29 protein-coding genes and 1 pseudogene are annotated in these 25806 nt (G+C 35.7%); 6 read left to right on the top strand and 24 right to left on the bottom strand.

The window, feature by feature from the left end; all coding sequences use genetic code 11:
• Positions 1–92: 92 nt before the first annotated feature.
• Genes FFM59_RS03735 through ulaG form a run of 6 tightly spaced genes read right to left on the bottom strand, consistent with a single transcriptional unit; the run spans position 93 to position 5081 of the window.
• Complete coding sequence (locus tag FFM59_RS03735) at positions 93–956, bottom strand: L-ribulose-5-phosphate 3-epimerase (protein WP_137601706.1); 864 nt, start codon at positions 954–956, stop codon at positions 93–95.
• 5 nt (positions 957–961) lie between these two features.
• On the bottom strand, positions 962–1597 hold the full coding sequence (locus tag FFM59_RS03730) for a 3-keto-L-gulonate-6-phosphate decarboxylase UlaD (RefSeq protein ID WP_137601705.1): 636 nt from the start codon (positions 1595–1597) through the stop codon (positions 962–964).
• Between the two features lie 10 nt (positions 1598–1607).
• A complete protein-coding gene (locus tag FFM59_RS03725; protein ID WP_137601704.1) occupies positions 1608–1913 on the bottom strand; it encodes a PTS sugar transporter subunit IIB in 306 nt (101 codons plus the stop codon).
• A 50-nt stretch (positions 1914–1963) separates the two neighbouring features.
• Positions 1964–3475, bottom strand: a complete 1512-nt coding sequence (ulaA, locus tag FFM59_RS03720; protein ID WP_137601703.1) for a PTS ascorbate transporter subunit IIC — start codon at positions 3473–3475, stop codon at positions 1964–1966.
• A 21-nt stretch (positions 3476–3496) separates the two neighbouring features.
• The gene (locus tag FFM59_RS03715; protein WP_137601702.1) at positions 3497–3970 is read right to left on the bottom strand and encodes a PTS sugar transporter subunit IIA; all 474 of its coding nucleotides are present in this window, start codon (positions 3968–3970) and stop codon (positions 3497–3499) included.
• 37 nt (positions 3971–4007) lie between these two features.
• Positions 4008–5081, bottom strand: coding sequence for an L-ascorbate 6-phosphate lactonase (gene ulaG, locus FFM59_RS03710; RefSeq protein ID WP_137601701.1), 1074 nt, complete (start codon positions 5079–5081; stop codon positions 4008–4010).
• Positions 5082–5281: 200 nt separating this feature from the next.
• On the opposite strand from ulaG, the gene FFM59_RS03705 reads away from it, so the two are divergent.
• Positions 5282–6802, top strand: a complete 1521-nt coding sequence (locus tag FFM59_RS03705; RefSeq protein ID WP_137601700.1) for a BglG family transcription antiterminator — start codon at positions 5282–5284, stop codon at positions 6800–6802.
• Positions 6803–6858: 56 nt separating this feature from the next.
• On the opposite strand, the gene FFM59_RS03700 is transcribed toward FFM59_RS03705, so the two are convergent.
• The 9 genes from FFM59_RS03700 to FFM59_RS03660 all read right to left on the bottom strand — a co-directional run bounded on the left by FFM59_RS03700 (position 6859) and on the right by FFM59_RS03660 (position 15762).
• Positions 6859–7587 carry an L-ribulose-5-phosphate 4-epimerase gene (locus FFM59_RS03700; protein WP_137601699.1) on the bottom strand — a complete coding sequence of 243 codons (729 nt, stop codon included), beginning with the start codon at positions 7585–7587 and terminating at the stop codon, positions 6859–6861.
• Between the two features lie 15 nt (positions 7588–7602).
• Complete coding sequence (locus tag FFM59_RS03695; protein ID WP_137601698.1) at positions 7603–8487, bottom strand: L-ribulose-5-phosphate 3-epimerase; 885 nt, start codon at positions 8485–8487, stop codon at positions 7603–7605.
• A complete protein-coding gene (locus FFM59_RS03690) occupies positions 8484–10019 on the bottom strand; it encodes an FGGY-family carbohydrate kinase (protein ID WP_137601697.1) in 1536 nt (511 codons plus the stop codon). The genes FFM59_RS03695 and FFM59_RS03690 overlap by 4 nt, the downstream gene beginning before the upstream one ends.
• 22 nt (positions 10020–10041) lie before the next feature.
• Entirely contained in the window at positions 10042–11049 is a 1008-nt protein-coding gene (locus FFM59_RS03685) for a hypothetical protein (RefSeq protein WP_137601696.1), read from the bottom strand.
• Between the two features lie 205 nt (positions 11050–11254).
• Entirely contained in the window at positions 11255–12259 is a 1005-nt protein-coding gene (locus FFM59_RS03680; protein ID WP_137601695.1) for a LacI family DNA-binding transcriptional regulator, read from the bottom strand.
• 245 nt (positions 12260–12504) lie between these two features.
• On the bottom strand, positions 12505–13479 hold the full coding sequence (locus tag FFM59_RS03675) for an NAD(P)-dependent oxidoreductase (RefSeq protein ID WP_137601694.1): 975 nt from the start codon (positions 13477–13479) through the stop codon (positions 12505–12507).
• A 55-nt stretch (positions 13480–13534) separates the two neighbouring features.
• A complete protein-coding gene (locus FFM59_RS03670) occupies positions 13535–14005 on the bottom strand; it encodes a NanQ anomerase/TabA/YiaL family protein (RefSeq protein ID WP_137601693.1) in 471 nt (156 codons plus the stop codon).
• A gap of 22 nt (positions 14006–14027) precedes the next feature.
• Complete coding sequence (locus FFM59_RS03665) at positions 14028–15302, bottom strand: MFS transporter (RefSeq protein WP_137601692.1); 1275 nt, start codon at positions 15300–15302, stop codon at positions 14028–14030.
• 10 nt (positions 15303–15312) lie between these two features.
• Entirely contained in the window at positions 15313–15762 is a 450-nt protein-coding gene (locus FFM59_RS03660) for a NanQ anomerase/TabA/YiaL family protein (RefSeq protein ID WP_137601691.1), read from the bottom strand.
• 491 nt (positions 15763–16253) lie between these two features.
• Here FFM59_RS03660 and FFM59_RS03655 point away from each other — a divergent pair.
• Positions 16254–17018 (top strand): annotated as a pseudogene (locus FFM59_RS03655) (glucose 1-dehydrogenase).
• 191 nt (positions 17019–17209) lie between these two features.
• Entirely contained in the window at positions 17210–17662 is a 453-nt protein-coding gene (locus FFM59_RS03650; RefSeq protein ID WP_137601690.1) for a hypothetical protein, read from the top strand.
• Between the two features lie 72 nt (positions 17663–17734).
• Here the strand turns inward: FFM59_RS03650 and FFM59_RS03645 are convergent, their stop codons facing one another.
• A complete protein-coding gene (locus FFM59_RS03645; RefSeq protein WP_137601689.1) occupies positions 17735–18583 on the bottom strand; it encodes an SDR family oxidoreductase in 849 nt (282 codons plus the stop codon).
• A gap of 118 nt (positions 18584–18701) precedes the next feature.
• On the opposite strand from FFM59_RS03645, the gene FFM59_RS03640 reads away from it, so the two are divergent.
• Both FFM59_RS03640 and FFM59_RS03635 read left to right on the top strand, forming a co-directional pair.
• Positions 18702–19388, top strand: coding sequence for an SDR family oxidoreductase (locus tag FFM59_RS03640; protein ID WP_170175922.1), 687 nt, complete (start codon positions 18702–18704; stop codon positions 19386–19388).
• A gap of 249 nt (positions 19389–19637) precedes the next feature.
• Positions 19638–20057: a MarR family winged helix-turn-helix transcriptional regulator gene (locus FFM59_RS03635; RefSeq protein ID WP_170175921.1), complete on the top strand. Its 420-nt coding sequence runs from the start codon at positions 19638–19640 to the stop codon at positions 20055–20057.
• Between the two features lies 1 nt (position 20058).
• On the opposite strand, the gene FFM59_RS03630 is transcribed toward FFM59_RS03635, so the two are convergent.
• From FFM59_RS03630 to FFM59_RS03615, 6 genes are all read right to left on the bottom strand, one after another.
• Positions 20059–20247, bottom strand: coding sequence for a hypothetical protein (locus tag FFM59_RS03630; RefSeq protein WP_137601686.1), 189 nt, complete (start codon positions 20245–20247; stop codon positions 20059–20061).
• 255 nt (positions 20248–20502) lie between these two features.
• The gene (locus FFM59_RS10010; RefSeq protein WP_170175920.1) at positions 20503–20643 is read right to left on the bottom strand and encodes a hypothetical protein; all 141 of its coding nucleotides are present in this window, start codon (positions 20641–20643) and stop codon (positions 20503–20505) included.
• Between the two features lie 126 nt (positions 20644–20769).
• Entirely contained in the window at positions 20770–21537 is a 768-nt protein-coding gene (locus FFM59_RS03625; protein WP_263854036.1) for a prenyltransferase, read from the bottom strand.
• A gap of 11 nt (positions 21538–21548) precedes the next feature.
• Complete coding sequence (locus FFM59_RS10260) at positions 21549–21680, bottom strand: hypothetical protein (protein WP_263854035.1); 132 nt, start codon at positions 21678–21680, stop codon at positions 21549–21551.
• Positions 21681–21773: 93 nt separating this feature from the next.
• Positions 21774–22172: a VOC family protein gene (locus FFM59_RS03620; RefSeq protein ID WP_307722420.1), complete on the bottom strand. Its 399-nt coding sequence runs from the start codon at positions 22170–22172 to the stop codon at positions 21774–21776.
• A 75-nt stretch (positions 22173–22247) separates the two neighbouring features.
• Positions 22248–23264, bottom strand: coding sequence for a dipeptide epimerase (locus FFM59_RS03615; RefSeq protein WP_225420284.1), 1017 nt, complete (start codon positions 23262–23264; stop codon positions 22248–22250).
• Positions 23265–23644: 380 nt separating this feature from the next.
• Between FFM59_RS03615 and FFM59_RS03610 the strand changes: the two genes are divergently transcribed.
• Positions 23645–23938 carry an Lreu_0056 family protein gene (locus FFM59_RS03610; RefSeq protein WP_170175919.1) on the top strand — a complete coding sequence of 98 codons (294 nt, stop codon included), beginning with the start codon at positions 23645–23647 and terminating at the stop codon, positions 23936–23938.
• Between the two features lie 51 nt (positions 23939–23989).
• Here FFM59_RS03610 and FFM59_RS03605 read toward each other — a convergent pair whose 3' ends face one another.
• On the bottom strand, positions 23990–25162 hold the full coding sequence (locus tag FFM59_RS03605; RefSeq protein WP_137601682.1) for a GTPase: 1173 nt from the start codon (positions 25160–25162) through the stop codon (positions 23990–23992).
• A gap of 183 nt (positions 25163–25345) precedes the next feature.
• The gene (locus tag FFM59_RS03600) at positions 25346–25675 is read right to left on the bottom strand and encodes a helix-turn-helix domain-containing protein (RefSeq protein ID WP_225420283.1); all 330 of its coding nucleotides are present in this window, start codon (positions 25673–25675) and stop codon (positions 25346–25348) included.
• Positions 25676–25806: the final 131 nt, after the last annotated feature.

The following is a 25806-nucleotide window of genomic DNA, read 5'->3' as shown; positions in this document are numbered from 1 at the left end:
TAGTTAAAGGGACTTTGGAGTGTTTTTCCAAAGTCCCTTTATTTTTTATAGTCTGGAATTAGTTTTTTCCCAGCCACATTTTTTACATAATTTTAATTTTCTATATTTAATCCTGCTTTGCTTAATAATTCAGTCACAAATGTGTGGGCTTTAATCATTAAATCAACAGCATTATCATTTTTTTCTGACCACATTTCAACTGTTAAAGTGCCGCTATATCCAATTCGCTTGAGCGTTTTAAAGAGCCCGAAGAATTCGACATCTCCCTCACCAAAAGGTACATTTTTAAATTTACCTGGTGAGGTACTTGTAACCGATAAAGTATCTTTGACATGAACAGATACAATATTTTCAAGCCCCTCAGCTAAGTCTAAGCTTGGAATATTTTCAGGCCAAGCTGATATATTTCCTAAGTCCGGGTAGGCTTGCAACCATGGTGATGAAATCTCTTGTTTTATTTCTCGAATTTTAGCAATTGAGTTAATGAACTTGTCATCCATTGTCTCTATCGCTATCATGACTTGATTCTCAGATGCAAAATTTACAACTCTGCGTAGGTTTTCAATGAAGTTTTCGCGCGTTAACAACGATTTAGCAGCATAATATTCGTCATAACCAGCAATTTGAATGTTTCGTATACCTAAATCTTTTGCCAAAATTATGGCTTTTTGGCAAATTTCATAAGACTTATCATATATTTCAGCGTTTGCAGAACCTAGTGGGAACTTTCTTAATGCAGAAAGCATCATAGTATCAATTGGTACTCCTGTATTAATGACATCTTCAACTAGGCTTAAACGTTGCCCTTTTGTCCAATCTAGCCTGGATATTCTGTCTTCAGTTTCATCAATTGACAATTCAATAAATGAATATCCACAAGATTTTGCACAATTTAACTTGTCAAACCAACTTAGTTCAAATGGCAAAGATTTTTCATTTACACCAATTTTAACCATAATAATTACCAGTATTTCTTTATTTCTTCTTGAAAGGCCTCAGCAGCAGCTTTTGGATTATCTTGTCCCGTAATGGCTCTGCCGGCGATGAATGTATACACCGGAACACCCTCGAATAACTTAATTGTGTCTACATTTAATCCACCAGTAACTGAAACCTTAAAGCCAAGCTCAATAAATCCTTTAACAATGTCCAAGTCTTTTTTACCCCAAACTTCTCCAGCTAATAAAGCATCTCGACTCTGATGATAAATAACTTGTTCAATCCCAATTTTTTTCCATTCTTTTGCCAAGTCCCAATTCCATGCACTATATAGTTCAACTTGAATTCCACTCAAAACTGATAAGGCTGATTTCATCGTTGGAATTGTCGCTGAATCAATGACTGTCATTAAATCAGCTCCAGCATCTTTTGAATTTTGCGCGACAGTCGATCCTGCATCAGCACATTTTGTATCTGAAGCAATAATTTTATCAGGAAACATTTCTCTCATCACACTTATGGCTTGCTGGCCTGCTTGTAATTCCAGAATAGTACCAACCTCCACAATATCAACTACTGGTCCGGCTAAATGCGCAATTCTTGCAGCATCAGCTAAAGTATTTTGATCTAGGGCAATTTGTAAATTAGGTTTTGTCATCTTCTTAACCTCACTTTTTAAATTTTTCTTCAAAGTTTGTTTCTTCTTGAATTCGTTTAGTAATTTCAGGTTCACTCATAACATTCTTAACTCCAACAACTTTAACTCCTTTTGCTTCTGCATCAGCAAACATTTCTGTAAAGTTTAAAGGTGTAAAGACAGCATCGTACTGGGCAGCTGTAGACTTGCCTTCCGAGATACTAGTATGATTAATTTCAGTAATTGGGATACCCAGTTTTTTCATTGATTTTTGAACACTTTTCATCATCATTAAGCTTGTTCCTGATCCATTTGCACAAGACACTAGTATTTTCATAATAATAAGCTCCTATCTTTCATTTCTATATTTAGCAATTTGTAAAATAATTATTTATTTTTTTTAGCTTCTTTATAGGCATCATAATCTTCAACCATCAAGAAATAGTTTTTCGGATCTTTTCGATATTGAATTTGTGGAATAATTATCAAAATCAGTGCCACAACTGCAATACCAAAGTATCCTAGGTACTTCAGGATGACCGTAAATGCTGGCCAAAGTGTGTCCCAATCGAACATGCCAAGGTATCCTCCGAATTTAGACATTCCAATCCAAGTAGAAATAAGTGCTGCTCCACAAACTTGAATTATTCCAGAGAAGAAAGGTAATATCATTGCTGCCTTTGCACCAGATCTATTGTTGGCAATAACTCCAAAGACCGCATTATCAAAGAATAGAGGAATAAATCCTGCAATAATAATCGTTGGAGAATGGAACAATATTAGAGCACCAATTGCCAAAAATTGTCCTAAAGCTCCAAATAAGAAACCAATTGTGACAGCATTTTGTTCACCAAACGCAAATGTTGCTGCAACATCAATACCAGGTACCGAATTTGGAAGAATAGTATCACTAATTCCAGTGAAACTCTCAGTAAGTTCCCCAACGAAGGTACGTACTCCTAATTGTAGGATTGCCAAATTAACAGCGAACCCTAATGAAGTTGTAAGAATATAGAAAAAGAAACTGGCTTTAGGTGCTAATCCCGATACTCCATCAGACGATGCGTAAACTCCGCTGAAATAGCTTTTACCCAAAACTAACATGATAATTCCAAAGAACATGAACATTAAGATTGCGGTTGCCACCATGTTTTCGTTAAAAATTTTTAAAAAGCCGGGGAGTTCAACATCTTCAAGCCGTTTGGCCTTCTTTTTTCCTTCGCCCTCGTTTTTGCTTTTAAATTTATCAGAAATCCACGCAACTAACGCAATACCAAACATTTGTTGGTGCGCAACGGCAAAACCCCCACCGTCAGTCAATTGTTGTACTGGTTTGATTGTTAAATTTGATCCTACCGCCCAATACAATCCTAGTAAAACGCCCATAACTAGCAAGACTTCAATGCGATTTAAACTTGGAATAGCAAATAATAAAATCCAAAATCCCGTTGCTGCTTGCTGAACTTGTACATTACCAGTTGTAAATACCGCGCGCATTTTTGTGTATTTTGAAAACCGCACTAACAAAATATTAAATACAAATGCAATAAGCAATAAAATCATTACATCTCCGAATGATCGTCCAAATGTCTTCATAACACCATCTGTCACGGCATTTTGCCCAAAATACGGATCAATAACTGTTGCCGTTAAATGGAATCTATCCTTAAGTCCAGTCAAAATTGGTCTAAAACTGTTAACCAATCCATTTGACCCAACCATTAAAATCATGTAACCGACTGTCGCTTTTAAAAATCCTGCCAAGCATTCATAAATTGGCTTTTTTTCTAATAAGTATCCAATTAATACAATAAATCCAATCATGTATGCAGGTTGGGTCAATATATTACTAGCAAAGTAACTCCAAACCGCAAATATTCCATCCAGTACAGTTTTCATTTTGCAACACCTCACATTTCATTAACTTCCAGCAGTTTCAAAGTCCCTCATAACATGTTCATAATCTTCCATCGTTTCTATACCCGACAGTGCCTCAATCATTCCTTCTGTCAGCAATAATTCCATTAAATCTTGAATATTCTTTAAATGTTGTTCTTCATCCTTTGCAGCCAGTGTAAAAAATAATTTCCCTTGTTTTTCCGGATTATCTTTTTCAAACGAAACAGGTTCCTCGAATTTTGAAAAGCTTATGCCAGTATCAAGAACGCCAGGTCCAGTTGCAAGAGCATGTGGCATCACAACTCCCGGCACAATAACGATGTACGCTCCATTTGTCTCAACATTATTAATTATTTCGTTAACGTATTCTTCAGTGATAATATCCTTACTAACCAAATTTTCACTTGAAATCTTTAAAGAGTCTCGCCAATCTTTCGGTTGATTTTTGTAGATTCTAATCAAGTCATTATCATAAAAATAATTCAACATGCTCAATTTTTACACCTTCATTTCATTTTAAATTTACATTTTTCTACAAGAAGGATGTAAACGGAACATCGTTCTCATGTGTAAATACATCCTTGAAACCTCGATTATAATGGAATTGAATTTTTTCCTTATCTTGTGGATACGTGTAACTTCCACCAACTTTCCAAACAAAGGGATGAAACTTGTAATCTAGAGTATCTTTTTTCATCTGCCACAATTTCACAATTTCTTGCGGATCTGCATCAAAATTTGACCAAATATCATAATGTACAGGAATAACAACATTTGTTTTTAAATCTTCAGCAGATCGTAGAACATCAATTGATGTTACTTTATCTGTAATACCTCTGGGATTCTCACCATAGTTGATTATTTCTACATCGACCTTATTTTCATTACCATGCTTTGCAAACATATTTGACATATGTGAATCCGCTGCATGGTACAAATTACCACCCGAAGTCTTGAACAAATAATTGACGGCTATTTCGTTCATATCCTGTGGTAAATGACCAGCAATCTTTTCTTCTTTTGAAACAGTGAGTAATGCAGTGCGGTCAAATGCTTCTAATGCTTTGATTGTAACTGACTTAACTTTAACTTCATCACCAGGATGAACTACGATGGTTCTGTCTTCAGGAACACCCCAGCCTTTCCAAATATCTACTACTGCTTGTGGACCTATAAACTTAGTGTCAGGACCACTATTTTGCAAAACCGCAGCAGCAGTATTAATGTCCAAATGATCGGAATGGATATGTGTAACTAGCAAAGCATCAACGTTTTTGACTGCGTAAGGGTCTATGACAAATGGTTGGAGCCGTAAGTTAGGTTGCATCTCCCGCACGCCACTCATTCTCATCATTTGATGTCCATCTTTCATGAGTCCATTCCCATGAGTTTGCTTGCCAGTTCCGTTCCATAAGTCAACTAAAATATTGGTATCCTCATGTGTTTTAAGCCAAACACCATTATTTGCTAACCACCACATTCTAAAATTGCTTTCAGGCACAACAGACTTTTCAATTTCTTCATTTAACCAAGTACCCCATTCTGGAAATGTATTCTGAATCCAATTTTCTCTTGTTGCCTCTTGAATATTTTTAGGTTTAGTCATAATTCAATTACCGTCCTATTTAATTATTCCAATAAACTGTATGCGCTTACATGTCTTGGTATAGATAAATAATATGCCCACCTATAATAAAAAAACAGTACCATTATCCCCCTTAGTTAACCGTTTCATGAGACTGTAAATGAAAATGGTTACATTGTATAATATACATGGGGTTTCATATCAGCAAAGGGGAGTTTTAAATGCAGTCTTCGAATTTAAATTATTCAAAATTTATAAAATATGTTTCTTCACACACAACTTTGCCACCTGTTGAAACTATTTCACATGAATTGAATTTACCAAAACGATCTATCTATTCTTTGTTACAACAAGCGAATAATGAGCTTCGTATAGTACATCAAAATTTTTTATTTCCTAATGAAAAAATTGAAAACGCACAGATAACTTTACTTACAACCAAATTAGTAGATTATGAAAATGACAATTATATTGTGTCTGCAGAACGACAATTATTGATGGATGTCCTAATTACATTGCCTTCACAAAAATGGACCTTAGCCAAATTCCAAGATTTATTTGGCATGTCAAGGAACACAATTTTGCGTGATATATCCGAGTTAAAAAAAAGAAACCAATTTAAACCAATCTTCTCAAAAAAAATTGGTTTTGAATTTCATGAGCCACTGTATAAACGTTTGGTTCACTTATATGACAATCTAAATTTACTACAATATAATTCAAAGCTACTTGAATGCTTCTTCACTGCTCAAAAAGTTAAGTTCTCTGAATCTCAATTTTTTTCAGTCAGCAATAAGCTAAGAGATATTTATAATAATTACTTATCCAAACAAATTTCAACTTATGATGCAATTGCACTTACATTATTTGGTATTTCATCCGCACTTTTCGATGCATATTTCACCGACGAAAAAGATAAACTTTTCCCTGCAAAAGATGCTGCAAAATTTATGATTAGGAAAGAATATATCGTAATCGAAAAGTTCTCACAAATATTAGCTAGCAATTTAAATGCAACGGTTTCGATGGAAGCAAAATTATTTTTAACACTTCAATTATTAAGCGTGGCAAAGGAAAGCGATGCACACTTTAATGCTGATGATTTTCAAGATTTATTAATATTAAGTCAGAAAATCACTACAACGGTTTTAGAATTATCAAAAATCTCAGCAACTGAAAATGAGATTGAAAATTTAATCAAAGAAATACAAACCCAATTTAAGCCCTTTTGGTATGCTGTAAACTATAAATCTATATCAAATTACAACTATTTATATAAAGATAGCGAATTCGAAGGCTATGTTACAAAATCATTGGATAACCTTGATGTACTTCCTCTGTTTAGTCATTTATTCCCATTCGGATTACTTCCAGAACAGATTACAATTCTGTCAATGATTTTTTATAATTTTGCTCAGCAAATAAAACCAATTTCTTCAGTCCGAATATTATTACTTTCCTCACTACCAATTTACAGTCAAAATTTAATCTCAACTATTTTACGTCAAAATCCTATTCCGATTACATTAAGCACTAAAAATATCCAAGGCAAAAGTGAGTATGCCCCCAACCCCCATGAGCGTAAATTTACAAATTTTGATTTGATTATTACAGAATCCGCTGGGGTAAATGCTTCAAAGCCAATTTTTTTAATAAATCAAATTTTGAACGATTCAGAATTTGATCGTTTAAAAGATGTTGTTTATCACCTTTATTATGAAATTATCGACACTGAAAAATAATCTGCATTTAAAAAACACATTTGCTAAAATTGGCAAATGTGTTTAATTATTTTCGATTAGTATTTTGCGTGATCTTTTGACTTAGCGTTATCTTGACCATAGTATGCGTTAGCACCATGCTTACGATAATAATGCTTGTCTAAGAGATATTGTGGTACATGGTTGTCTGAATATGGATTTAGCATCAATGTATGGTAGTTCATTTCAGCAACAACTTCCAACACTTTAGCGTTATGAACTGCGTCAGCGGCGTCTTTACCCCAAGTAAATGGACCATGTTGGCTAACGAGAACTGCAGGGACAGCATCTGGATCAATTCCGCGTTCTTTAAAAGTCCGAACAATTACTTCACCAGTATTTAGTTCGTATTCGCCTTCAATTTCATCCTGTGTCAAAGCATCAGCGGCTGGAACATCCCCGTAGAAAGTATCGGCATGTGTTGTACCAAATGCTTGTACATCTTTTTTAGCTTGTGCAAATGAAACTGCCCAAGGTGAATGTGTATGAACAACTCCACCAATATTAGGAAAATGATTATACAAATACATGTGAGTTGGTGTATCACTTGATGGGTTCATGTCACCTTCGACAACTTCACCCTTTAGGTTAACAACGACCATATCTTCAGGACGTAATTTGTCGTAATCAACACCAGAAGGCTTGATGACGAATAGACCAGATTCACGATCAATCTGAGAAACGTTACCCCAGGTAAATGTAACTAAGTCCAGTTTAGGTAATAACATATTTGCGTCATAAACTTTTTGCTTTAAATCTTCAAGCATACTAATCCCTCCAGATTAATTTTTCAAAATATCGAGCACTGGTTCTTGAGTAATACCAACTTCATCAAATAAATTATCAAAAAAGTGTTTTGCTTCTTTAACCTGCTCAATTGAATCAACTTCTGATCCACACCACATTTCGATTGTGAATCCTCCAGAATATCCTAACCTGTTTAACGTTCTAAGGCAACCTTCAAAATCTACCGTTCCTGCACCAAAGGGAACGTTTTTAAATTGTCCTTTTGAAGTGGCGGTGACTGGAAGTGTATCTTTCAAATGCACTGCGGCTATATTATCAATATTATTTTCAAGTTCCTTAGCAACATCATTTTCAGGCCAAGCAGTTAAATTACCAAGATCCGGATAGCTTTGCAGCCATGGGCTTCTAACTTGAGTTTTATAATGTGCAATTTCAGAAAGAGAATTTATAAACGAATCATCCATCGTCTCAATTGAAAGCATCACGCCTTTTTCCTCGGCCATATGCACACATTTCTCTAAATTTTCTACATATAGTTCTCTTGAGTTGACAGACTTGTCTTCGTAAAATACATCATAACCTGCCATTTGGATATTTCTGATACCCAAATCAATTGCCAAATCCACAGCCTTTTGCATCATCTCTAAAGACTTATTTCGAATATTTTCATCTTTCGATCCTAATGGAAATCTTCTATGGCCTGATAGCATCATAGTATTAATTCTAACGCCTGTTTCCCACATGTCATTTCTAAAACTCTCTCTTTGCTCACGGGTCCATTCAAGCCTAGCCAATTTTTCATCACTTTCATCAATTGAAAATTCTAAAAAATTAAACTTTAATTCTTTAACCAGCTCAAACGTTTCACGCCAGCTCAATGTGTTTGGTAAGGCTTTTTCGTAAATACCTAATGAATTCATTCTTGCTCAAGTCCTTCCTGCATTGTTTTTAAATCTCGCCACGAATTATCCAAACTATTCAATAATTTTAGATACATTTGATACTTTTGGTCGTAAATTGCAGACTGTTTTGAATTAGGCAATGTCTCAGAACGCAAATGAACCATTTTTTTAATTGCAGTCTCAATATTGGGATAAACACTGCTCCCAACCGCTGAGCCAATTGCACCACCTAAACCACCAATTTCGGTAGCTTCAACAAGTTGTATCGGAATATTCAATATATCAGAGAACATTTGTACCCAAGCTTTAGAATTGGTTCCCCCACCGGAAAGTCTAATGGCCTTTGGCTTGTGATCTAAAACTTTTACAAGTTGTTCAATATGATATCTGTGTGCGAAAACTATTCCTTCGTATACCGCTCGAACCATAGCCGACTTAGTTGTACTGCTTTGAATTCCAATGTACGCTCCTTCTGCATCTGGATTCACATTTGATCCATATAAAAAAGGAAAAAAGATTACTCTTGAGAATTTAGCATCTGTATGATTCAAAAAATCTTCTAAAATATCATAAATACTTTTGTGATTTTCGTTTGCATTTTTTATTTCTTCGGACATTAAACTTTGCAATGTCATTTCAAGATTTCCTGCCGATGTTGCGCTTGATGCCTCGACTAAATTTGCACCCGTTGGATAAATAGAATTCATCAACCCAGAATCTTTGTTTGCACTTTTATTCGACGCAAACACGTTGATATTCCATGTTCCTACTATGACACTAAAGTAATCTTCATTTAATACTCCAGTTCCAACTGAGCAAGCGTCAATATCAAACATTCCTCCAAAGACCGGTATTCCAGCCTTTAAGCCAGTCTGTGAAGCGGCTTCGACTGAAACGTACCCACATAATTCGTCGTACTTTTTTAATGGAGGCATTTTGTCATACATTTCAGTAATCCCAAAGAATTCAAATAATTTTAAATCATACTTCTGAGTTTCCAAGTTTAATATATTATTTCCGGACGCATCTCCAAATTCCTGGAATATGTCACCAATCAGCTTTGTCCTCACGAAATCCTTCGCTGAAAGCACATAGCCAATATTTGAATACACATCCGGTTTATTATTTTTCATCCAATTTAATAAAACTGGAGATTGACTTGGCAAAACATGCTGACGACTTATCGAAAATATTTTGTCTACATTATTTTCAAAGCCAGTAGCCAAATCAACAGCTCTGGAATCAGTTGACAGTATCCCATTAGCAAATATTTGTTTATTTTTATCTAACATATATAGGCCTTTACCATGGCCAACACATGAAATACCAGCGATTTGTTCCGGGTTAATATCAGCATTACTGATTGCTTTTTTTATAGCATCACAAATGGAGTCCCATAAATCATGTAAATTTATTTCATGAAAACCTGAAGTTTCTTCAATTCGCATTGTAGGAAATGCAAACACTCCAAGTTGTCTTCCATTCTCATCAAATACTATTGCTTTGGTATTTGTACCACCATTATCAATAGTTAAAAAATACTTATCCATAAATTTTCACCTATTATATTGCCTATTCAGAGTCGATAATCTTATACACAGCTACTTCATCTGATTCACGGTTGGCAGAAAATATATACTGTATTCCATCTTTTTCATACACAGTTGCATTACTTGGACCAACTTGGTTGTCTACTAATTGGATATTAATTTTATTGTCTTCAAAATTAATTAACTCAAGATCTTGTTTCCCCTCACGATAGCCAAAAACAAAATATTGCTTTGATCCGATTTTTCCTCCCCAAATGGCATGTCCAAATGGAGTTTCTTGTTCACTTTTATAAAGTGTATTGAAATTTGAATCGTATATTCTCGTGTATGGACCATGAAATCCTTCAATAGTTAGATATTCGTCCTTACCATCACCATTTATATCTGCGGTGGCAATGTCGCTAGTTTCCACTGCGACCAGCTGTGTAAGCTTCCAATCAGATTCTTTTGTTGGATAATCTACTCGATAAACTCCTCCAACACCTGTGATTAAAGAATAATTACCCATATTTTTGTAACCATGATTTTTTGTTAAAGTAAAATCTAAATCTCTAAGATTATCAACCTCTTCAGATTCATCATTGTAATCTCCGACCCATACCTTACCTGGATTCGTCCAATCATCTACATTTTTCTTTGAGTTAGCAATGGAACAACCAATAAACCATAATCCTTGTTCATGTTGAATCAAATCAAAACGGTGTACATAAGGAAAATCACCAACAATGGATTGATCCCAGTCTGTTCCATTAAACGTTTCTTTCACTATTCGACAATTTTTTGAATTAAAGCCTGGATAAAATTTTTGCGTTGCCAAAAAGTTTAACGTACCAGGAATTTGAATCATCGTCATCGTTCCACCAACATCATTCCAAACGCTAATTTTCTTAAAATTATCATTTAAATCATATGCGAAACATGGTTCCTCTTCTTCAGATGCCACTACTAGAAAATCGTGATCATTATTTTCCAGCCGCATAATTGCGTAACAATGATCCAATTGATCTGAAAATATTTTTGCAGTATTCATTTTGACTACCTTTCATTTTAAAAATTTTTCGATGTTAACCGCTTAACCAAACTAGCAAAAAAATATGAACCTGTCATTCATATTCTGCACCGAATAAGTCGGGTAAAGCATTGTAAAACTTATTTAAAATTTGTTAACCGCTTAACTATACAGTAATTGTATTCGTTTTCTCTTTAAAAGTCAATAAAACACTATAACTATCTAATTAAAATGACTCCCTTAATTCCATTCTTGTTGGTACCACAATCCTTTGTGGTAATTTTGGAGTTTTATTTTCGTCAACAAGCTTATTTATCAATGTTTTTACAGCAGTAACTCCCATTTCAAATGAATCTTGATGAACGCAACTAATACCTGGAGTCATTATTTCCATCCAATCGAGATCTTCGTATGAACCAATACCATAATCATCTGGATATTTTTTCCCTAATGCTCTCATTGCTTGAATCAGACTTATCAATACTTTCCCATTCATTGAAAAAAAGCCGACTTTTTTATGTTCGTTCTCATTGATAATTTTACTTAAAATTGACTTAAGTTGATCAATATTGCTTTTATGATTGTCAATTTCTATACAGTGAGAATCATTTTTATACTGTGTAGCTTCTAAAAAGCCTTGATAACGAATTAGTCTAGTACTAACTTGTTCAATTGGCCAAGTAATAAAATACATTTCTTCATAACCATTTTTTAACATCGTCGAGACAAATTTATTCACCGCATTAAAATTATCAGTCACAACGGTATCAATCTGTATGCTCAATGCCTCCCTATCCAGCATTACTGCATCGTTATTGCTTAATGTTTTAAAAATAGGACTCTGAGCATCAACAGGATCAATTATTAGGCCAGATACATTTTGTCGTTTTAACTTATTTATATTTTCTATTTCTTGTGCAGAGTCAGAATTTGAATTAGTGAATATAACTGTGTATCCTAACAATCCACATGCATCATAAATTCCCGAAAGGACGGTCGAAGTAAACGGATTTGTGATGTCAGCGACAGATACGCCAATTGTCTTTGCATCATTTGTTGCCAAATCGTGAGCAATTGAACTGGGGATATAATTAGTTTCTTGTATCATTTGTTCAATTTTATTTCTCGTTTTACTCGACATTTTTGAGTAGTTCCCATTTAAATAGTTAGAAACGGTTGCAGTCGACACGTTTACCATTTGTGCAATATCTTTGATTGTTAATTTTTCCAAAAAAAGTTCCTCCGACCTTATTAGTCTGAAATATTACGACCATTTGATGACTAACTATTTCTTAATGTAAATTTGTCAATAACGTTTGTAATACCCTGTATGTTTAATTTGTCTCTTAAGAATTAACTTTAACATAAACTCTATCATGAATTATTGTCAATGCAAAATAATCCATTTTCGTGAAAAAAATAAAGTATTGATTTCAAAATATCAATACTTTACTTTTAAATTACAAAACTTTTAAATTACAAATATTTTTCAACGTTGTTAACCATGTTAGTTGCTTTCCCATCGTTCAGTACAGAAATAATATTATTTGCGGCTTCAGCTGCAATATCTATTCTTGCTTCAAGCGTTCCAGTACCAGCATGTGGTGACAAAATAACATTATCTAGTTGACGCAATGCTTCTGGAACATCTGGTTCAGTTTCAAAAACATCTAAACCTGCTCCAGCAATATCGTGATTTTCAAGAGCTTCTACTAAATCACTTTGGTTTATCAGTACGCCACGAGCAGCATTTACAATATAGGCGGTATTTTTCATCTCGCTAAATACTTTAGCATTAAAGATACCTTGAGTTGAAGGTAGTGCAGGTGCATGCAATGTGATAACGTCTGAATTTTTTACAAGTTCTTCGAATTCAACATACTTTACATCCAATTCCTTCTCAAGCTTTTCTGATAGTCGATAAGCATCATTATAAATCACACTCATTCCCAAAGCTTGAGCAAATTTACCAACTGTACTTCCTATACGTCCCATACCAAAAATTCCTAAAGTTTTTCCTTGAAGACTCATACCCATATATCTTTGTTCACTCACGTCAACCCAATTTCCAGAACGAACAATCGCGTCATACTCATGTAAATGCCGTACAGTTGCCAATAATAATGCAATTGTCATCTCGGCGGTTGGAACTCGAACGCCTTGTGGTGCATTTGCAACAACAATTCCTTTTTCCTTAGCATATTCTATATCAACATGATCGAATCCAACAGCATTTACTGCGATAACTTTTAAATTTGTGGCAGCTTCGATTAATTCTCTATCACCCTTTGTACCCATTAAAAGTAATCCTTCATACTCACTAATATGCTGTAAAATCCATTCACGCGAGTATGGTTCACCATTGGTATACGTAACATCGCAAACTTCTTCAATTTTTTCGAGGCCCTGTTCTGGAATAATTCCCGTGACTAAAACTTTTTTCTTTGCCATAAATTAATTTCCCTTTCTGATTAACCTAGCGTTGGATAGGTTAGCTTTGCACATACTAATCGATTGCAACTTTTACAACAACTTTGCGATTATGTCCAACCTTGCCATCAACAACACCATGTGCAGCATGTAGATCTGCAGGATAGAAGGTTGCATAATGTCGATCTGTTAATAATGCTTTACCATGTTGCGTACGTGGGTGCCCAAAAAATTGAATCTCAACCTCAGGATCATATTCACTAACAGCATCGGCAGTCCCTTCATCAGCCCAACGGACCCATTCTGCACCTTTAATCATATAGTGAATATCAACATGTTCACGATGTGTCTCATAATTCATCGTATCGTATTGACGGCTATCATAACTCTGAAATCTTAACTCTACACCTTCGGCAATAACTTTGTTTCCAATGGGTTCTGCAAGTAATTCATCTGTTGATTTAGAATCTAGCCAATCTAATGCAGTTTGAATTCGTGCTTGTACCTTTTCATTGTTTGTGTGACTCTTGCTTAATCCAAATTCCATAATTAATTTCTCCTTTTTTGTTTTACTCTTCAATTGCTGCGGCAGGTGCTGCAGCATACTTATCTGCATCCGATTCTCTTACAAACAGTAGTGCAACCACTGCAATCAGTGGAAATACCGAAATAATCAAGTATGCAGACACATAACTACCAGTGGCAGCTAAGATTTGCCCTAACAAGACTGGTGCTAAGAACGAACCTGATTGGTTAAATGCATTTATGAACCCCGAAACTGTTCCTCTTTGATCAGCAGGTGCTACTTCCACTGAAAGATTGTTGGTAATAGTACTAAACATAAATGCGCCAACACCCATTGCACCTGTCCAGAAATACAGCATAAATAAGTTCCCATGTGGGGTTAGTGCAAAGCCAATAATTGTTGGAGTAAAAATAGCCATAAAAATTGATGCCCACACATGACGTGACCACTTAGAATGATCTGAAATCCAGCCAGCAACTATCATTGATACAAGGGAAGTTATACCAAAAATTGACATTGCAGTTCCGGCAGTAATTACGCTAAATTTCAAACTTTTTACGATAAATAAGTTAGCCCAATTTGTAACTCCCCACTTAGCACCAGTTGCAAACAATCCTGTAATAGCTAGCATCCAAACACTTCTATTATTTATAGCACCTTTCAAGCGAGAAATTGCTGACTCTGTTTTAACCTCACCATTTGCTTTTTTAATTCCAAATTGTTGTGGAAATGGAGGATTGCCCTTCAAAGCAAAGTATGCAAAGAATAATGCAGCAAGTGGGAATAGTGCTGTTACACCCATTGTTGCTCTCCAACCATAGTGAACCATTACTGAAGGAGCATAGATATTAATAACTGTTAATCCAAACGAAGTACATGTATTAAAAATACCAGTAGCTGTTGCCCTCTTTTTTCCATCAAACCATTCTGTAATGATTCCCAAACATGCTGATAAATCAGGACCACTTACTAGTCCTAGAAGGAAACGTAATCCAAATCCCATCCAGTATCCCTGCATAAACACCATTGCAATCATTACTACAAAGTTCCCCAGGACGGCTGCTAACAGCATTTTTTTATAACCAAACTTATCTGCTAACATTCCACCAGGCAAAACTGAAATAGCATATCCAATATAAAATATAGTAACGTAAGAGTTCCCTTGTTGAACTGTAAAATGTAGTGAATCAATTGCGGTTGGCATAATCGTTGACCAAGATAAACGCGTAATAAAGCTGATCAAAAATGCAAGCCAAATTCCAGCAATAATAAAGAATTGTTTAGCAGTCCATTTACTTTGTAAAGTCGCATTATTCATTCCATTGTTCCTACCTTCCTAATTTCAAAACAATTTTTCTAACATGTCCTGGCTTTCCAATAAATCCATTCGTCCGATGTGGCTCATGCATACCAATTAAAACAAAATCACCTTGATGCAACAAAACTTGATTAAAATATTTTGGTACTTGGACGTATTGAAGATCCCGATCAGAATTGTAATCTGATAGCTTAACGAATTGTGTATCTGGTGATACATCAATTCTTTCTTCACCTTCAACAATGTAATGCAAATCTAATCGATTTTCATGGACTTCAAAGTCAAGTTTTTCAATATCTTCAGTTTCATACTCCAATGTTTGGCAATAAAACTTGCTACCCTCCTGATTACTACGTCCGAGTGGTGTTTTATTTAAATCCGTATTTTGCAAAAAAGTCATCGCTTTTTGCAACTTGTCATAATCTGCTAGGTCAATATTTGCTCGATTAGAAAATAACATATTTATGTCATCCTTTCATTATATTTTTTAGTTAAACGGTTAATAAAATTAAAAAATACACAAACTCCTTAAAAATATATAAATCTTGTATTACCAAGGCATTAACGTGCTTTGAATGGTATGTAAAAGCTGTAAATTTAAGTTAACCGGTTAAGTAACTTTTACGATTGCCATTGTATCCGCTTTCAAAAAAATAGTCAAGAACTAATTTTAATTTTGCTAAAATTCACAAACGCCTTTTTAACGCTAATTATAACGTATCCTTAACTTCTTGCATTACAAAAAATATTACTTGTGAATATTTTCTCATATTAAATTTTGTGATTTTGAGCATTAAAAATTTTCTTTGAAATTCATTATTTCAATAACTTAATTAACAAATTATTGTTAATTGATCTTTATTTATTATCCATAAGCAAATATTGCATGCGTCTGCATTCATTGGAGTACAATTATTATAGAGCAAAAAATACAAATATGGAGGTAACATCATGGCAGGAAAATTAGAAGGAAGAGTTGCGATTATCACGGGAAGTGGCTCCGGAATGGGTAAGGCAATTGCCAGTTTGTACGCATCTGAAGGTGCAATCGTTATGATTGCAGACTTTAACGAAGCCGCAATTAATGAGACGGTCAAAGAAATTACTGACGCCGGTGGAAAAGCTTCTGGCTTTGTCGCTGATATGAGTAAAGAAAACGACATTATTGACTTAGTCCAAGCGACTGTGGAACGTTATGACCACGTAAATATTCTCGTCAACAATGCCGGTATTTTGGATAACTTTAGAACGGTTACTAATACTTCCACTAACGATTGGAATCGAGTATTAGCTGTTAATTTGAATGGCCCTTACATGGCCTCACGTGAAGCTATCAACGTCATGCTTGATTAACCAGATGGCGGAGTAATTATCAACACTGCTTCCGTTGGTGGGTTGTTTGGTGTTCGTGGTGGAGCCGCTTATACTGCTTCGAAACACGGAATTGTTGGTTTAACTCAAAACATTGCCGCTACTTACGGACGTTATAAGAATATCCGCGCTAATGCAATTGCTCCCGGTGGCGTAGAAACCAACTTGACTAAAGCTATCAAAGATCCTGATGAGCTTGGTATGAAAGCAATTAGTGCTCTAGGTGCTGCACCAATGGGCAAACCAGATGACATTGCTAAAGTTGCCTTGTTCTTAGCATCTGATGATTCATCATTTGTAAATGGTGCGGTCGTCACAGTGGATGGTGGTTGGACAGCAAGTTAATCTGAATTGTACCGCATTTTTAAAAATATATCTGAGTCTAATATGTCAACATATTAGACGCTACATATACAACCAAAAATGTTACAACTAGTTCGCATGCTTATCTTTAACGCATAATTCTATATAGTTTTATGTCTACAAATATGTCATCATATAAAAAGGAATAGGAAAACATTAATTTGGAGGTTGTTATGGATACATTGTCGGGTTGGTTATCACTTATAGGTCTCTTTTTATTATTTATTGGAGTGGTTTGGTTAATAATTAATTTAGTTCGCAAAACGAACAAGAAAAAAAGTTTACTAACAATTGCAGTTGGAGCTGTATCATTTGCTCTTGCTGTGATTATTATGCTTGTTTTTCCCACTGCGGACTATTCCGCCACAACATCAAGTGAAGGTAAGGAATTTGTCAGTACATTAAATGAAGGCACTAACGTGACCGATAAAACACTACGATTTAAAGTAACTGAAGTTGGAAAAAGCTCTATCGGTGTTGGTCTCGCTGCCCCTGGTGGGTTTACTGTAATTGTTTCTAATACAGATGATTCCAAAAAGATTACAAAAGGTGATACAGTTACTGTTGACATAAATGAAGCAGATAAATTTGCCACATTATGGCTTGTTCAAGGATCACTAGAATAAAAATAATTAAACGACAAAACCACACAGACATTGAAAATATTCCATGTCTGTGTGGCTTTTTTGTTAAACAACCTATTTCAATTCAAAACGGTCCAAGTATTCTGTAAATGACACTGGCTCACGGCCTAATAACCATGATAGGACGTTGGAATTACCATCTAATCCCCAAGTGGAGTATGAATAAGCTAGCTGTTCAAAGCCTTTTCTAAAGTACAAATCCGTGGCACCAATTTGATCTAAAAATTCATCGACTGACACGTAGACTGCCTTGGCGTTAGTATCGAACTTTTCATTAAAAATTTGCACAAGTTCGTTGGGTGATAATGGATCTGTCCCCACTAATTCATACGTTGCCTTGTTATGTTTGGCGGGCTTAATCAGAATCGATTTGAGCACTTGCGCCACATCAGCTGGATCCACATAAGAAACACGGCTATCAGGTTGATAGAAAATACGATATTCCCCAGTTGATTTAACCATTTCAGGATCAAAATTATGCATATAATGCATTGGCTGTAAGATAGTATAGGTTAAACCAGTCTCCATCCCCTTGTAAATTAAATGTTCTTCCACATCTCGTTTAGCCACATGTTGCAGCAACGTCGTCAAAATTGGATGCGTCACCGAAATGAATACAAATTGTTCAATATTTTCTGCGGCCGCCGTATCAACTAATTGCTGACCAATTAATGCTTCTTGGGGCGAAAACAATGGTGGAATGTAAACCACTTGATCAACTTCTTTCAGCATCGATTGAATAAAATGTAAATCCGTTAAATCACCAACATAGGCCTGCTTAACTCCTGGGATTTCCTTAACTTGCGGATCAATATCCGTCACTGCCACATCAAATCCACCGGCCACCAAGCTTTCAACCATAATGCCATCAGTATGTCCGGCAGCTGAAGTTACTAAAATCATTTTGATGCCCTCCTTTCATTTTTCATGGCTATTGTATCATCATTCACAATTTAAATGCAAATGCATGCATTTGTGTAACAAACATGCTATACTTCCAGCAAAAGGCGGAATTGCTGCTATGAAACTAAACAATCAGACAATCGTTATCACCGGTGGAACTACTGGCATTGGCTTTGCCCTAGCTCAACAACTTATCGAGATGGGTAATCAAGTTATTTCGGTCGACTTCAACGAACAAAATATTCAAACCGCACAACAAAATGAACCACGACTACATGTTATCCAAGCCGATTTGAGTACTGCCAGTGCGCGCGAACAATTAGTCGAAGATCTCAACGCTAAATTTCCCGACTACAGTGTTTTAATCAACAATGCCGGCATTCAGCGGTGGATTAATTTGCAAAATGCCCATAAAGACTGGTCCTACTACCAGCAAGAACTACAAATTGACTTCGAAGCTCCCATGCATTTGAGTATCCTGACTTTGGATCATTTATTACATCAATCAGATGCCGCCATCGTCAACGTCTCATCTGGATTAGTCATTAACCCCGGTGTTTGGGTCCCATTTTATACCGCTGGCAAAACTGGTCTGCATGGCTTTACAGAAGTCCTCCGGTTACAAGTGGATGCTACCGGTTTGAAAGTATTTGAAATTTTGCCCCCTGCCGTGAATACTTCCTTGGGTGGTTCTAACGAACATAGCTATGGTTCAGACTTAGCTGACTCTTTATTCCGGCCGTCATTTCACAATTGGAAAATGATGTTCCCCACATCACTTTTGATACCTCAACTGAACAATTAAATGCCACTAAAGCCGAAAACGACGAACGCACCAAACAAACTTGGGCAATGTTCAAAGATAATCCCACTTATTTAGATTCATAATTTGAAATCTAACGCGCTTTTTGAGTCTACAAACTCAGCACAAACTAAATACGCTGTTTATCCAATTGTGCGGATAAACAGCATATTTTAATTGTATCTTGCCTTATTTCACAGCTTATTTTTTGGTACAATGAGACAAAATAACCTATTGAAAAGAGTTGACCATATGAATTCACAACCAACTGATTTGGTACAACAGCTCGCCATTTTAGACCGGCAAGTTGCTAGTACCATCAATATAAAACTGAAGCCCTTTGGTTTAACCGCCAACAACTATTTCTATTTATTGAAATTGAAAAACAATCCCAACATCATTTCCAGTGATTTTAATCGACTCGTACAGCTCAATCAAAGTAGTGTCACACGTGCGATTAACTCACTTGTCGAAGATGGATTAGTGATAAAATCCGTTTCAGACCATGATCGTCGCAGTGACCATTTGCAGCTCACAGAAACAGGCCTGTTAATTGCTGAACAGGCCGAGCACGTAATTAATGAATTGAATCATGATTTAAATATTCAAACTAAGCAAAGATACTTATACGATATGATTGCTAAAGCTCAAACTGTCCTTAAAAAAATGTAACTTATTCTTTGATTGCTTGAAGTTGCTTTTGCACCTCTTGTAATGACGCCGTCAATTCTTGTACGTTGTCTGTCAGTGCCGCAATTTGTTTATCCATTTCGAGATTTGCACTCGCTAAATAGGTAATTTCTGTTTGTGCTGCATTTAATCTAAGTTCCAAGCGTCGCATTTCGTGAGTTCTATCCATCATAGTACCTCCCTCAATTTAAATTCATTATAACGATGTCAAAATAGCACCTCAAGGATTTTCCTCAACCTTAATTATTCTTAATATTTTTTTCACAAGCTTACATTGACTACGTTAATTTTGCGCTTTTACATTAATCTTTTTTGGTTGAGTTTTTTAGATGGATGTACTATATTAGTAGATGAAAAGAGAGTTAACTGTCGTAGCAGTTAACTCTCCGCCTAACATTAGTATCATATGTTGATATAAAGCAGTCGTCTAAGCGAGTGCTTTATTTTTTGACTTAAATGCATGAATTAGGGCAAGAATAATCGTTAATAGATTATTAATAGCCTGACATGCATCGCAGAATAGTTGAAACCTATCCAACTCAACAGATGACCTTTCTCTAATTTTCATTATGGGCCTCCTAACATTAGATTTGTTTTGATGAGGATCCCACAATGATACTAGAACCGTTAGGATATGGCTGTTATTGCCATACATATATTAAGTACGTATTGATTAACCAATTTCAGTTAAAATTTAAAATATTTTTTCAATCATTGTGCCAATTGCAAATAACAATACATAGAGCATCACGATTTGTGAATTATTCTTAACCAAAATTCCGTAGACAGTAGCTTTATCCTGGTTACTAAAAAAGATTTTTGATTTTTTCCAGACCTTTGGAAAAATCACCCAGGTCAATAAGATAGTCCAGGGAGCTAATTTGAAAAGGACCAGTGGTAACATTACCAGGCCTGCAGTCCAGAACAACACTGTGAAGACTTTGAAAACGGTTGGTTTTTGCAAATAATAAACTAATGTTTTACGACCGTTTTGAACATCTTCTTCTAAGTCACAAGTATTATTCGCTAACTGGAGCATGTAAAAAATTAAAAATGGCACTAACGAAATGGCTGCGGATCTGAGCATCGACACTCCATCGAATTGCCAGGAATTGATACTTCCTAAATAGACATACGTCATCGGAATACAAATCGCAATTGGAAATGAAACTGCAAATTCACACAAAAATGTTGAATTCAATGGCTTGGGTCCAGCTGAATATGCCAGACCAATAATCACAGCTAAAATTCCAATACCAAACGTAACCGGACCGGTTAAATAGCCTAACGCTAGTCCACCCAGAATCGGCACAACCGCTAATGAATACATCCACGTCTTTACGGATTTTAAATTAATCTGATTTTTGCAGATGGTACTTGTCATGGTTTTATAGGTACCGCCGTCTGATGCATGCAAATAATCCATATAGTTATTTTGCATGTTAGTAATCAAATGAAACATAAATACCAGGATTAACGCCACCACCGCAAAGCCCCAATTAAACGTACCGTATAGTAGGAATAACTAGCTGCTAAAATTAGCCACATTAAATCCAGCGGTGTCGTGTATATTTCCGTGGGTTGGTAAAATAATTTGGTTGTCATAAAATGCTCCTCCGTCGTCAGTTAATCTAGAGTACCATTTTACAAAAAAATAGTCGAAACTTCGCAATTTTGCGAGAATTTCGACCATCAATTCTATTCAGTTGCCATCCATGAAGGTTCCAGGATATTTCCATCCAAATCGACTACTTCAAAGCCCACCATTTGATCATCTGGAATCCCTTCAATCGCGGTGTAATACTCCCCACCATTATCTTGCGCTCGTTTGGCAAACGCTCGTACTTCTTCTGGCGAATCCAAGCTAAAGGCCACTAATGCCCCACTGGTTGTTTTCGGATCAGCCACTTGTCGATTACCAATAAATCGTTTATAAAAATCACGGGTTAACAACATGACGAAGAACGTATCGTTCCAAGCCATCGCGCTCGCATTCTCATCACTATACTGTTCATTCATCGTGAATCCCAATTTTGTGTAAAATTCAGTTGCTATTTCTAAATCTCGCACAGGAAAGTTTGCAAATACCATTGTCATGAAATCGCCCCCATTGTGAAGTGATTTTCTCATGGTCCGGTATACAAGTCAAAAGATTGGGCGCTGAACAAAAACTTATTTAAAACTAATCACGTTTTTGTCTAATAACAATTGCTTTAAACTATCATGATTCTTCAACATGTAGATAGAATCAAGATCCGCAAACTGTACATTTTTATGAGTGGCGACAAACGCCACTGCTGCGGCAATACTAATTTCTGACTCAATCATGCAGCCAACCATACATTTCACACCAGCGGCTTCACAAATCGTATTTATTTTTTCAGCTTCGCTCAATCCACCGCACTTCATCAATTTAATATTGATGTAATCACAGGCATGTGCCTGAATCATTTTCAGGGCATCTTCAGCCGAATGAACACTTTCATCAGCCATAATTGGAATTAATGATTGTCGTGTGAGCTCAACCATTCCATTAATATCGCTTGCCTTGACTTGCTGTTCAATGAAATCAATCTGACAATGTGCTGCCATCAGTTGTTCAACCGCCTGCAACGTCTGTTTCACATTCCAACCTTGATTGGCATCCAGTCGCAATGAAACCTCTTGTCCGACTGCCGCCTGAATTTTAGCCACCATAGCCACATCTTGATCTATATTATGACTACCAACTTTAATTTTCAGACTCGTAAATCCTTGTTGCTTCTTTTCAGTGGCTGTAGCAATCATTTGTTCAATTGGCATAATTCCAACTGTAAAATCAGTTTCGACTGAACTTTGGCCACTACCCAGGAACGATTCCACTGAAATACCTAACGTTTTGGCTCTCTCATCGTACATGGCCAATTCCACTGCTGCTTTTGCGGGCCCATTGAACGCAATTGATGCTCTAACTGTCTGTACTAATTGATTCCAATTGCTAATGTCCTGTCCAATTAAAGTGGGTGTAATTACAGTCTCGACAACCGACTGTAAGGTTTCCATCGTATCACCAGTGACCACTTCATTTGGAGTACCAGTACCATACCCGATAATGCCATTACTCAACTGGATACCAACCTCGACGCTATCTGCTGCAGTGACCGTATGTTTAGCTGTTGTAAAGTTAACTGCCAGTGGCGCGTGAGTCACTTTACAAGCAATATTTTGAATTTGAAATTTTTTCTGACATATTTAAACGTACTCCCATCGTTCTTATTGTTTAAATTGTACACCTAATTCATGGTATATTTAACTTGATTGAAATGTCTTTAATTGGAGGGGTTCAAATGAAAAGCAAACTATTGGTATTAAGTGCTCTGACTATCTTGTCTCTCGGTGTTGCAGGTTGCTCCAATAATTCTAAATCTGACTCTAAAGATTCAAGTAGCTCAAGTGTTTCAAAGAAATCTAGTACTAGTCACAAAACAGCTTCTAGTTCTTCTTCAACAACAAGTTCTGCCCAGTCCTCAAGTAGCACGACCTCATCAACCATCACTACATCTCAATTCAGCTAAAGTCAGCTGGCGACAATGATTTGGATGTACGACCAACAACGAACCGGCGCTGCCTCTGACTTTTTAACCAACACACAATACTATGATGGCATCGGTATTCACCATTTTGAAGGCGATACCTCAGTTGGTTCCAAGCATGCCAACATGGTCACATACAAAGTCACTAACGACGCAATTAATGTCACAACCGTTGGCGAAACCAGCGCTAACTATTCTGTTTCAATTAATGAATTAGTCAATAAGTACTATTCAACCGATTCACAAAAGGCATTTACGGATAAAATTGCGGCGGAAAATCAAGATAACTAATGAACTTTAATGCAAAAAAGATGGTAGCTCAGCCGTGAGCCACCATCTTTTTTACTCTTTATTTCTGGAAACAAAATCTCCTACAAATGTGTCCAATTCTTCTGAGTTATATGAATCAATATTAATTTTGTCATTGATAATCAGCTCCATCAATTTGATGTAAGCTAATCCTACTGTTGTCGTAACAGTTGCAGAGACACTGTTTCGAACCAAATCTCCACCAATTAAATCTAATCCACTTGAAATCAACTTACTTTTTAAGCCTTTAACTTTTCCAACTTTTCCTTTGGATTTAGGTATTACGTTCTTTGCGTTAGTGGTTGTTTCTTTGTCTTGGCCAAAATTCATATTACTAAATTTGCTAATAATGCCATTTGAAGCTGCATTTGTCATTTTGCTGATAATCACTTCGATACTTTCATTCTGTGGTAATTCATAGACCGAAGTAATGCTATGCATCATTTGTTTTTGAATGTCTACTACTTTGTTATCACTAATGGATTCATCATTACCTTTAAAGTTAGCTACAACACTCGCTGTAACAATTGCATGTGCTTTTTTCTTTCGATCTATCATAGTGGCCTTTTTTGCATTATCAAATGCAATTTTGACGGTTTCTGGAATAAGCTCACTAGTTTCTTCCATCAATTTATCAATTCCGAATGACTCATTATCATCTGTATCCACTGCTAAAACTTGGACAATCTGACGGATAGCCATATTGATTGATTTTAATCTTTGCTCAAATTTATCAGCTTCGGTTTTTGAGTAAACTTTTGTTAATACCAAAATAACCGGAATATTCATCGCCGATATTTTTTGTATAAATTCAATTTCTTTATCATCAATTCGGTCACTCGCTGCGGATACACAATACCACATGCAATGGATATCATCGTCAACATCGACCGTTTTTTGTTTACTATCTGACAATTTTTTTATTGCCTTAATGGCATCTTTTTGTTGCTTACCACCTAATTCAAGGCCAACAGTATCAAAAATTCTAATTGGAACTCCAGATTTTTGAATTAATTTAATATCATCTGTAACAGACTTACCAGTACCCGTATTTGCTAATTCATCTTTAAATGCCGCATTAATGAGGGTAGATTTACCAATACCACTCTTCCCTGCAATAATGATGTTAACATGTTTTATTTCAGCGTAATCTGTACTTAAATTATCCAATTTATCTTGAATTGGACGAGTAATATCCTTATCCATCGTAAACCCTCCAAAGTTTTATAATTTTAGTATATCACCGTGACATTAATATACCTATCATAGTACATGCTAAACATGCGATTTTTGATTGGAATTTATATTTTTGGATAAATTAGAACATTTTATTCAATGAAGGATGATTTTGTTCCACATGAAACAAATTAGATTGTTCGATTTTAATATCTAGACATATTCCATAACCAATTTTTTGTTCAGTACAGCTCCAATTTCACTTAACAAACCCGTAGAGACATTCATATTTGCCGATTCAATTTTAAAAATTGTCGATTGTGGTTTGCCAACACGTTTTGCAAATTCTCTTTGTGATAATCCTGTGCTTTTTCTTAAGTCTCTCACGAGTGCAGCAGCAGAAAAATTAATACGTTGTTGATCTAATTCTTTTTTAAATGTTGGATCTTTTATGCTACGTTGTTCGGCATATTCATTAAGGCCTTTCATGTCGTTCATCCCCATCGTTTTGTTAGTTTTGGATAACATCGTTAATACTTCCACCAGGAATCCCATAAATATGATCGACACCCCAGCTTTCAAGCGTTTGTACCATTGCTACACCAGAACTAATTGTATTTGCAATAATATCTTCTCCTCAAATAATATTTCGACTAATTCGCTTACATTATAAT

Source organism: Paucilactobacillus nenjiangensis (assembly GCF_005405445.1).
In the GTDB taxonomy this organism is placed as follows: Bacteria; Bacillota; Bacilli; order Lactobacillales; family Lactobacillaceae; genus Paucilactobacillus; species Paucilactobacillus nenjiangensis.
Note: the sequence above shows the minus strand (reverse complement) of the source record. Positions and strands in the feature narration are given on the sequence as shown.

Excerpts from the sequence above, each read along its gene's own strand:
- FFM59_RS03660 (WP_137601691.1), bottom strand. The coding sequence starts at position 15,762 with ATGTTATTTTCTAATCGAGCAAATATTGACCTAGCAGATTATGACAAG.
- FFM59_RS03670 (WP_137601693.1), bottom strand. The coding sequence starts at position 14,005 with ATGGAATTTGGATTAAGCAAGAGTCACACAAACAATGAAAAGGTACAA.
- FFM59_RS03675 (WP_137601694.1), bottom strand. The coding sequence starts at position 13,479 with ATGGCAAAGAAAAAAGTTTTAGTCACGGGAATTATTCCAGAACAGGGC.
- FFM59_RS03605 (WP_137601682.1), bottom strand. The coding sequence starts at position 25,162 with ATGGATAAGGATATTACTCGTCCAATTCAAGATAAATTGGATAATTTA.
- FFM59_RS03730 (WP_137601705.1), bottom strand. The coding sequence starts at position 1,597 with ATGACAAAACCTAATTTACAAATTGCCCTAGATCAAAATACTTTAGCT.
- FFM59_RS03685 (WP_137601696.1), bottom strand. The coding sequence starts at position 11,049 with ATGAATACTGCAAAAATATTTTCAGATCAATTGGATCATTGTTACGCA.
- ulaG (WP_137601701.1), bottom strand. The coding sequence starts at position 5,081 with ATGACTAAACCTAAAAATATTCAAGAGGCAACAAGAGAAAATTGGATT.
- FFM59_RS03700 (WP_137601699.1), bottom strand. The coding sequence starts at position 7,587 with ATGCTTGAAGATTTAAAGCAAAAAGTTTATGACGCAAATATGTTATTA.
- FFM59_RS10010 (WP_170175920.1), bottom strand. The coding sequence starts at position 20,643 with ATGAAAATTAGAGAAAGGTCATCTGTTGAGTTGGATAGGTTTCAACTA.
- FFM59_RS03735 (WP_137601706.1), bottom strand. The coding sequence starts at position 956 with ATGGTTAAAATTGGTGTAAATGAAAAATCTTTGCCATTTGAACTAAGT.
- FFM59_RS03725 (WP_137601704.1), bottom strand. The coding sequence starts at position 1,913 with ATGAAAATACTAGTGTCTTGTGCAAATGGATCAGGAACAAGCTTAATG.
- FFM59_RS03610 (WP_170175919.1), top strand. The coding sequence starts at position 23,645 with ATGATTTGGATGTACGACCAACAACGAACCGGCGCTGCCTCTGACTTT.
- FFM59_RS03630 (WP_137601686.1), bottom strand. The coding sequence starts at position 20,247 with ATGATGGATAGAACTCACGAAATGCGACGCTTGGAACTTAGATTAAAT.
- FFM59_RS03645 (WP_137601689.1), bottom strand. The coding sequence starts at position 18,583 with ATGATTTTAGTAACTTCAGCTGCCGGACATACTGATGGCATTATGGTT.
- FFM59_RS03650 (WP_137601690.1), top strand. The coding sequence starts at position 17,210 with ATGGATACATTGTCGGGTTGGTTATCACTTATAGGTCTCTTTTTATTA.
- FFM59_RS10260 (WP_263854035.1), bottom strand. The coding sequence starts at position 21,680 with ATGACAACCAAATTATTTTACCAACCCACGGAAATATACACGACACCG.
- FFM59_RS03625 (WP_263854036.1), bottom strand. The coding sequence starts at position 21,537 with ATGTTTCATTTGATTACTAACATGCAAAATAACTATATGGATTATTTG.
- FFM59_RS03705 (WP_137601700.1), top strand. The coding sequence starts at position 5,282 with ATGCAGTCTTCGAATTTAAATTATTCAAAATTTATAAAATATGTTTCT.
- FFM59_RS03690 (WP_137601697.1), bottom strand. The coding sequence starts at position 10,019 with ATGGATAAGTATTTTTTAACTATTGATAATGGTGGTACAAATACCAAA.
- FFM59_RS03620 (WP_307722420.1), bottom strand. The coding sequence starts at position 22,172 with ATGACAATGGTATTTGCAAACTTTCCTGTGCGAGATTTAGAAATAGCA.
- FFM59_RS03665 (WP_137601692.1), bottom strand. The coding sequence starts at position 15,302 with ATGAATAATGCGACTTTACAAAGTAAATGGACTGCTAAACAATTCTTT.
- FFM59_RS03635 (WP_170175921.1), top strand. The coding sequence starts at position 19,638 with ATGAATTCACAACCAACTGATTTGGTACAACAGCTCGCCATTTTAGAC.
- FFM59_RS03640 (WP_170175922.1), top strand. The coding sequence starts at position 18,702 with ATGAAACTAAACAATCAGACAATCGTTATCACCGGTGGAACTACTGGC.
- ulaA (WP_137601703.1), bottom strand. The coding sequence starts at position 3,475 with ATGAAAACTGTACTGGATGGAATATTTGCGGTTTGGAGTTACTTTGCT.
- FFM59_RS03695 (WP_137601698.1), bottom strand. The coding sequence starts at position 8,487 with ATGAATTCATTAGGTATTTACGAAAAAGCCTTACCAAACACATTGAGC.